Genomic DNA, 6,655 nt, shown 5'->3' with positions numbered 1-6,655 from the left:
ATCAAAGATACAGATTTCGCGAAAGAAACGACGGCAATGACCAAATCACAAATTCTATCGCAAGCGTCAAGCTCAATCCTTGCGCAAGCGAAACAAGCGCCAAACTCAGCGCTAAGTCTGCTAGGTTAATTTCAAACCTAAGACGAGAACCTCATTGGCTCGTGGTGAGAGATGAGCGAGTAAACCCAGCTTCGGCTGGGTTTTTTTCTGTCTTTTGGGCCCCCAGGATTTCTGCGAATCACGACATTAGAGCTTCATCACATTTCAGTAAGCCAAAGAAAATAATCGCAAAAAATTGAAAATTTCTTCTAAAGGATATTCATCGGTCGCCGTTAAAGGGACTGAGAGAAATGAGATGTACCTAAGTGAGGTGAGAGACACGACGGTACATTCACTAAAGCCTTAAGGAGATCAATTATGGCGATTAACGTTAATACTAACGTTTCTGCGATGACTGCACAGCGTTACCTAAACCAGGCAGCTGACGGTCAACAAAAATCTATGGAGCGTTTGTCTTCGGGTTATAAAATCAATAGCGCGAAAGACGATGCTGCAGGTCTACAGATTTCAAACCGCTTGAATGCACAAAGCCGTGGCCTAGACATGGCAGTGAAAAACGCAAACGACGGTATTTCTATTGCACAGGTTGCTGAAGGTGCAATGAATGAATCTACCAACATCCTACAACGTATGCGTGATCTTTCGCTTCAATCGGCGAACGGCTCTAACTCAAAAGCAGAACGTGTAGCGATCCAAGAAGAAGTAACAGCGCTAAACGACGAGCTAAACCGTATTGCTGAAACTACCTCTTTCGGTGGTAACAAGCTTCTAAACGGTACTTACGGTACTCAATCTTTCCAAATCGGTGCGGACTCAGGTGAAGCAGTGATGCTTTCTATGGGTAACCTACGCTCAGACACTTCAGCAATGGGTGGTAAGAGCTACGCAGCAGAAGAGGGTAAAGACGCCTCTTGGACTGTTGGTGAGAAAACAGAGTTCAAAATGAGCTACACCAACAAGCAGGGTGAAGAGAAAGAGCTATCAATCAGCGCTAAGCAAGGCGATGATATTGAACAGCTAGCGACATACATCAACGGTCAAAACGATGATGTAAAAGCCTCTGTTGGCGAAGATGGCAAACTACAAGTATATGCTTCTTCTCAAAAAGTTGAAGGTGATGTTGAGTTTTCTGGCAACCTAGCAGACGAGATCGGCTTTGGTGGCCCGAAAGACGTAACAGTGAAAGACATCGATGTAACCACAGTAGCTGGCTCTCAAGAAGCAGTAGCGGTTATCGACGGTGCTCTTAAGTCCGTAGACAGCCAACGAGCTTCACTCGGTGCTTTCCAAAACCGCTTCAACCACGCAATCAGCAACCTAGACAACATTAACGAGAACGTTAACGCGTCTAAAAGCCGTATTAAAGATACTGATTACGCGAAGGAAACCACTGCGATGACTAAGTCGCAAATTCTTCAGCAAGCAAGTACTTCAATCCTGGCTCAAGCGAAGCAGTCTCCATCTGCAGCGCTAAGCTTGTTGGGCTAAGTGGTAAACCCAGCCTGAGGTCAACACCTTAGTGCTGGGGCACCAAAGCGATAGATTCTATCGTTAGCCCATAAGGTGGAAGGGAGATTGTAATGGATATATCCTCCTACGCATCGAACATCCAGCCTTACGGCACGCCAAATGGCACAAAGTTTGCAAATAAAAATGGCAATGATATAGGCACGTCTAGCCCAGCAAATTCAAATGGTGAGATTTCGCCGCAAAAAGCGAAAAACACCGAATACGACTTCTCTGTTCAAGCTGCGATCGAGATGGCTGAAAGCCGTCAAGAACTGAACAAAGAAGAACGTGAAAAATTGGTCGCACAAATGAATGAATTTGTAACGTCCATAAACAAAGGAGTCGCATTTCGAGTGGATGAAGAATCCGGACGAGATGTGGTGACGATTTATGAAGCCAATACCGGTGACGTGATTCGTCAAATTCCTGATGAAGAAATGCTAGTGGTATTGCGTCGCCTAGCTGAGCACACAGCCAACAGCGGGTTGTTGACTGAAAAAGTGTAAGTCGTTTTTAGAGGTGATTTGATGAGTTTAGGCCCTTTGGGGATGTCTGGCGGCATGGATATTAATTCCATGGTCAGCAAAATTGTGGATGCCGAACGCGTACCAAAGCAGCAACGCATCGACAACGAACGCACGACAATTAATGCCAGTATCAGTGCTTACGGACGACTCAGAGAATCATTGGATACGATGAAAAATCTCATGGCGAACTTTCGTCAGGAGAAAGCATTTGCCGTTCGCACTGTCGAAACGACCGATGACAATATCGTATCTGCCACGGCAACCACAGATGCTATCGCTGGCAAATATGCTATCGATGTGTTGCAGCTTGCTCAGAGCCATAAAGTCGCTTCTGACGTATTGCCAGAAGACGCAAAATTTGGCCCTGGTAAGCTGCAGATTTCGCTTGGTGATGAGCGTTTTAATATCGATGTTCGTTCCCGATCTAAGCTCATCGATGTCGTACGTGGCATCAATGGCGCTAAAGATAACCCTGGCGTTCGTGCATCTCTTATTAACGACGCCGAAGGTCCACGCCTTATCCTTGCTTCTAACCTCTCTGGTAAGGATCATCAAATCAGAGTCAGTGTGGAGGCAGAAAAAGGCAACCCTCTTAAATATTTCGAATACCAAACACTTGAAGACCGCGTCAACGCGCTTGAAGAAGCTCGTTCAGCGGCGGAAGATGTCTTAGGTCCTCTTAAATTTCCGGAACAACCAGCAGAAGAGCTGGATGCAAACGGCAATCCTCTACCTCCAGAAGAGCAAAAAGCGGCAGACGATGTACAAGATGATGCATCGCAAGCGCCAATCTCTGCGGCGGGTGCAGAAGCAGCCAAAGCTGGTCAAGAAGCCATTGATGAAGCCAACCGACGCGCGAGCTTACGCCCTGAAGACAGAATTCCAGGGTGGACAGAAACTGCGTCAGGTACTTTGTTGGACTCTTATGAAGAACCAGAGCTTGAACTCGACGAAAAGGCAATAGAGAAGGCACCAGATGTACCAGGCTGGAATAATGCCGCATCGGGCACCCTAACCGATTCTTACGTTACGACGAAAGAGGCTAAGCAGCTTCTTGAGCAAGAAAAAGCGGAAATCGAGCAAAAAATTGCGAGTGAAAAGCAAGCGTTAGACGAAAAAGTGGCACGTGGTGAACTTTCCGAAGCGCAAGCTAAGCAAATTCATCGCGCTAAACTTGATCCTCAAGAACGTGAGCGTCTGGAAAAAATTGATGAAGCAGAAGCGAAAATCGCAAAGGCACAATCTGCTTTTGAAGAATACCTTGGAATGACAGAAGTACAAGCAGGGCAAGATTCAGAAGTTCTGCTTGATGGCGTGGCAAAGCTATCTAGCCACAACAATGTGATTGAAGATGCGATCGAAGGTGTTGATTTAACACTAAAAGGCAAATCAGAACCGAATAAACCGCCTGCTGAAATTGGTGTTGAGTACGACCGTCAAAGTGTACGCAACGATATCGAAAACTTTGTGGCAGCGTATAACTCGTTTTATCAAACCTCCCAAGCGTTGGCGAGTGTGGATCCGGTAACGGGTCAAAAAGGGCCGTTGTCAGGTGACAGCACCGTACGCAGTGCAGATTCACGATTAAAATCGGTCTTTTCTACTCGAATCGATAAAGCACCTGAAAACCTAAAGTCCTTAACAGAATTTGGCATTACGACCACACGTCAAGGCACCCTAGAAATCAACTATGACATGCTAGACCGCCAGTTGAACAATAACTTCAACGAGTTAGAAAAGTTCTTCGGTGGCAACACAGGTTTTGCTAAACGAGTAGAAGATGCGATTCACGGTATCACAGGTATTACAGGCAGTATTCGTACTCGAGAAAAAAGTCTCACAGAACAAAACTACCGTTTGAGTGACGATCAAGCGGCATTAGATCGCCGCATGGAAAGCCTAGAGAAGCGTACTCATGCGAAGTTTACCGCGATGCAAGATGCGACCGGTAAAATGCAAGGCCAGTTAGGCGCTTTGATGAGTGCGTTGGGTTAATAAATGCAAAAAGAACTCATGGAAATTAGTGATATAGATCAACTAATTACGCAAGAATTAGAAAAAATTGATTTTAATGCTGAAGAAATTCTTCGCTTGGTCGATATCAGGGAACGGTTATTGCAAAACCTGTTACCAATTATTCATCAAAATCCTTTGGTTAAGCAGGATGCAGAGTGGCAAGCATTGCTAACTCGTACCAAAAGAATTGTCGAGCTGATGCAATCGGAAACGTCAAAGGTCGGAAAAGAGCTCCATAAGTTTCGTTATGGCCAGCGTTCACTTCAGCAGTACAAAAAATTTATTTAAAAGAGGATTACTATGCGCGGTTCTTTGCAAGCATACAAAAAGGTATCAGTCGACAGCCAGCTTAGCGCGGCTTCTCCGCACAAAGTCATTCAAATGCTTATGGCTGGTGCGATTGAGCGCCTTATTCAAGGTAAAGCAGCCATGCAAGCAGGCAATATTCCAGCAAAAGGTGAGCGCTTGGGTAAAGCGTTAGACATCATTATCGCGCTACGCAGCTGTCTATCTATGGATGACGGTGGTGATATTGCTTCAAACTTAGATTCACTGTATGAGTTTATGATCACGCAAATTTCTGCTGCTAACCATCAAAATGAGCCTCAGCTGATCGACGACGTTATCGACATTATCCGTGAGATCAAGTCCGCTTGGGACCAAATCCCAACAGAGTTTCATAATCTTACCGCTGCTGAAGTTGGTATTTAATAGTCAAAACAATGCGTTAAGATACTAGACGAATATATTTGTCAATTGCGCAACGAGTTGTGTAGCAAAGTTTCTATCAAGCTCACACCTCTCCATTGCTTGGTTGCCTTATTTTTATATTCAAATAAAATAGAAGCCATTAGTAGCCCTAATGGCTTTTTTGTTGCTGATTTTCCTATTTTGTCTATCGTAAATTGAGTGTGGTGGTTCTGCCTTCTTTAGCACCCAATTGCGCAAATCAAGGTTTGGCCGCAACGCACCTAAAATAAAGGCAATCATTCTTACTTATGCATGGTTTGGCAAAGCTGCTTGTAATTGATGATGACGCATCAAGTCGTTTAAATTTAAGCAATATATTGGAATTTGTTGGAGAAAATTGCGAAGCGGTCAGTTCTGATCAGCTCAGCGTTGTTGATTGGTCTAGCGTATGGTCGTGCTGTATTGTTGGTAATATTCCAGCAGGTCAAGCGGCGAGTACGGTTATCTCTCATTTAAACAGCGCTTACCACATCCCTCTTCTAGTCATGGGCCGTTTTCCTTTGCCTGTTGATGATCTTCCAAATTTTGTTGGTGAACTAGAGCTGCCGCTTAATTACCCACAGCTTAGTGAAGCGTTACGCCACTGCAAAGATTTTCTGGGGCGAAAAGGAGTGAATGTTGTTGCTAGTGCACGCAAAAACACGCTTTTTCGCAGCTTAGTTGGTCAAAGTAGAGGTATTCAAGAAGTTCGACACCTGATTGAGCAAGTATCAAACACGGAAGCAAACGTGTTGATCTTAGGTGAGTCCGGTACAGGTAAAGAAGTTGTTGCGCGTAACATCCACTATCACTCTTCATACCGCGATGGCGCATTTGTACCTATTAACTGTGGTGCAATACCGCCTGAGCTCCTAGAAAGCGAATTATTTGGTCACGAAAAAGGCGCGTTTACTGGTGCGTTAACTGCCCGTAAAGGTCGATTTGAGCTCGCAGACGGTGGCACGATCTTTCTTGATGAGATTGGCGATATGCCAATGTCGATGCAAGTAAAGTTGCTTCGTGTATTGCAAGAACGCTGCTTTGAACGTGTAGGTGGCAATAGTACCATCAAGGTAAATGTTCGAGTTGTGGCGGCGACACACCGTAATCTAGAAAATATGATTGAAGAAGGTACGTTCCGAGAAGACTTGTTCTATCGTCTGAACGTGTTTCCAATTGAGATGCCAGCGCTGAAAGAGCGCAAACAAGATATACCATTGCTGCTGCAAGAACTGATGACACGTTTAGAGGCGGAGGGCGGACAACCTATCTGCTTTACACCTCGTGCAATCAACTCACTGATGGAGCATAACTGGCCGGGCAACGTACGCGAGTTGGCTAATCTTGTTGAGCGAATGATTATTCTGTATCCAAATAGCTTGGTGGATGTAAACCATCTACCAACCAAATATCGCTACAGTGACATCCCAGAGTTCCAACCAGAGAGCAACCCATTTGTTTCGGTGGAAGAGCAAGAGCGTGATGTATTCCAAGATATCTTCTCTGAAGATTTTAGCTTTGAAGATCAAGACGACCTTGATCACAGCATGAACGCCCCGCAAGCGCTGCCACCGGAAGGGGTTAATTTGAAAGAGCTGCTGGCTGATTTAGAAGTTAATATGATCAGCCAAGCATTAGAAGCGCAGGGTGGCGTTGTAGCAAGAGCGGCCGACATGCTGGGTATGCGACGTACTACGCTGGTGGAAAAAATGCGTAAGTACAACTTACAGCGCTAGGTAAAGTGAAGTTTTAAGACGATATCTGAATAATCACTTGGGCTGGTTAACATCGTTTTTCTGGCATCCAAAACCGTT

General features: G+C 45.1%; 7 protein-coding genes. All 7 read left to right on the top strand.

What is annotated here, in order from left to right; all coding sequences use genetic code 11:
- Nucleotides 1–129: flagellin (locus R7P69_RS23410; RefSeq protein WP_267363462.1), on the top strand; the 129-nt coding region annotated here is incomplete at its 5' end.
- Nucleotides 130–417: 288 nt separating this feature from the next.
- Nucleotides 418–1,548, top strand: a complete 1,131-nt coding sequence (locus R7P69_RS23405) for a flagellin (protein ID WP_238952077.1) — start codon at nt 418–420, stop codon at nt 1,546–1,548.
- Between the two features lie 92 nt (nt 1,549–1,640).
- The gene (gene flaG / locus R7P69_RS23400) at nt 1,641–2,075 is read left to right on the top strand and encodes a flagellar protein FlaG (protein ID WP_005384493.1); all 435 of its coding nucleotides are present in this window, start codon (nt 1,641–1,643) and stop codon (nt 2,073–2,075) included.
- A 21-nt stretch (nt 2,076–2,096) separates the two neighbouring features.
- Nucleotides 2,097–4,091, top strand: a complete 1,995-nt coding sequence (fliD, locus tag R7P69_RS23395) for a flagellar filament capping protein FliD (protein ID WP_238952076.1) — start codon at nt 2,097–2,099, stop codon at nt 4,089–4,091.
- Between the two features lie 3 nt (nt 4,092–4,094).
- Nucleotides 4,095–4,400 carry a flagellar protein FliT gene (locus R7P69_RS23390; protein WP_005380456.1) on the top strand — a complete coding sequence of 102 codons (306 nt, stop codon included), beginning with the start codon at nt 4,095–4,097 and terminating at the stop codon, nt 4,398–4,400.
- 12 nt (nt 4,401–4,412) lie between these two features.
- Complete coding sequence (fliS, locus tag R7P69_RS23385) at nt 4,413–4,823, top strand: flagellar export chaperone FliS (protein ID WP_005380457.1); 411 nt, start codon at nt 4,413–4,415, stop codon at nt 4,821–4,823.
- A 287-nt stretch (nt 4,824–5,110) separates the two neighbouring features.
- Nucleotides 5,111–6,577: a sigma-54 dependent transcriptional regulator gene (locus R7P69_RS23380; RefSeq protein ID WP_053304424.1), complete on the top strand. Its 1,467-nt coding sequence runs from the start codon at nt 5,111–5,113 to the stop codon at nt 6,575–6,577.
- Nucleotides 6,578–6,655: the final 78 nt, after the last annotated feature.

The organism is Vibrio sp. 661, from assembly GCF_033339315.1.
Lineage (GTDB): Bacteria > Pseudomonadota > Gammaproteobacteria > Enterobacterales > Vibrionaceae > Vibrio > Vibrio alginolyticus.
Note: the sequence above shows the minus strand (reverse complement) of the source record. Positions and strands in the feature narration are given on the sequence as shown.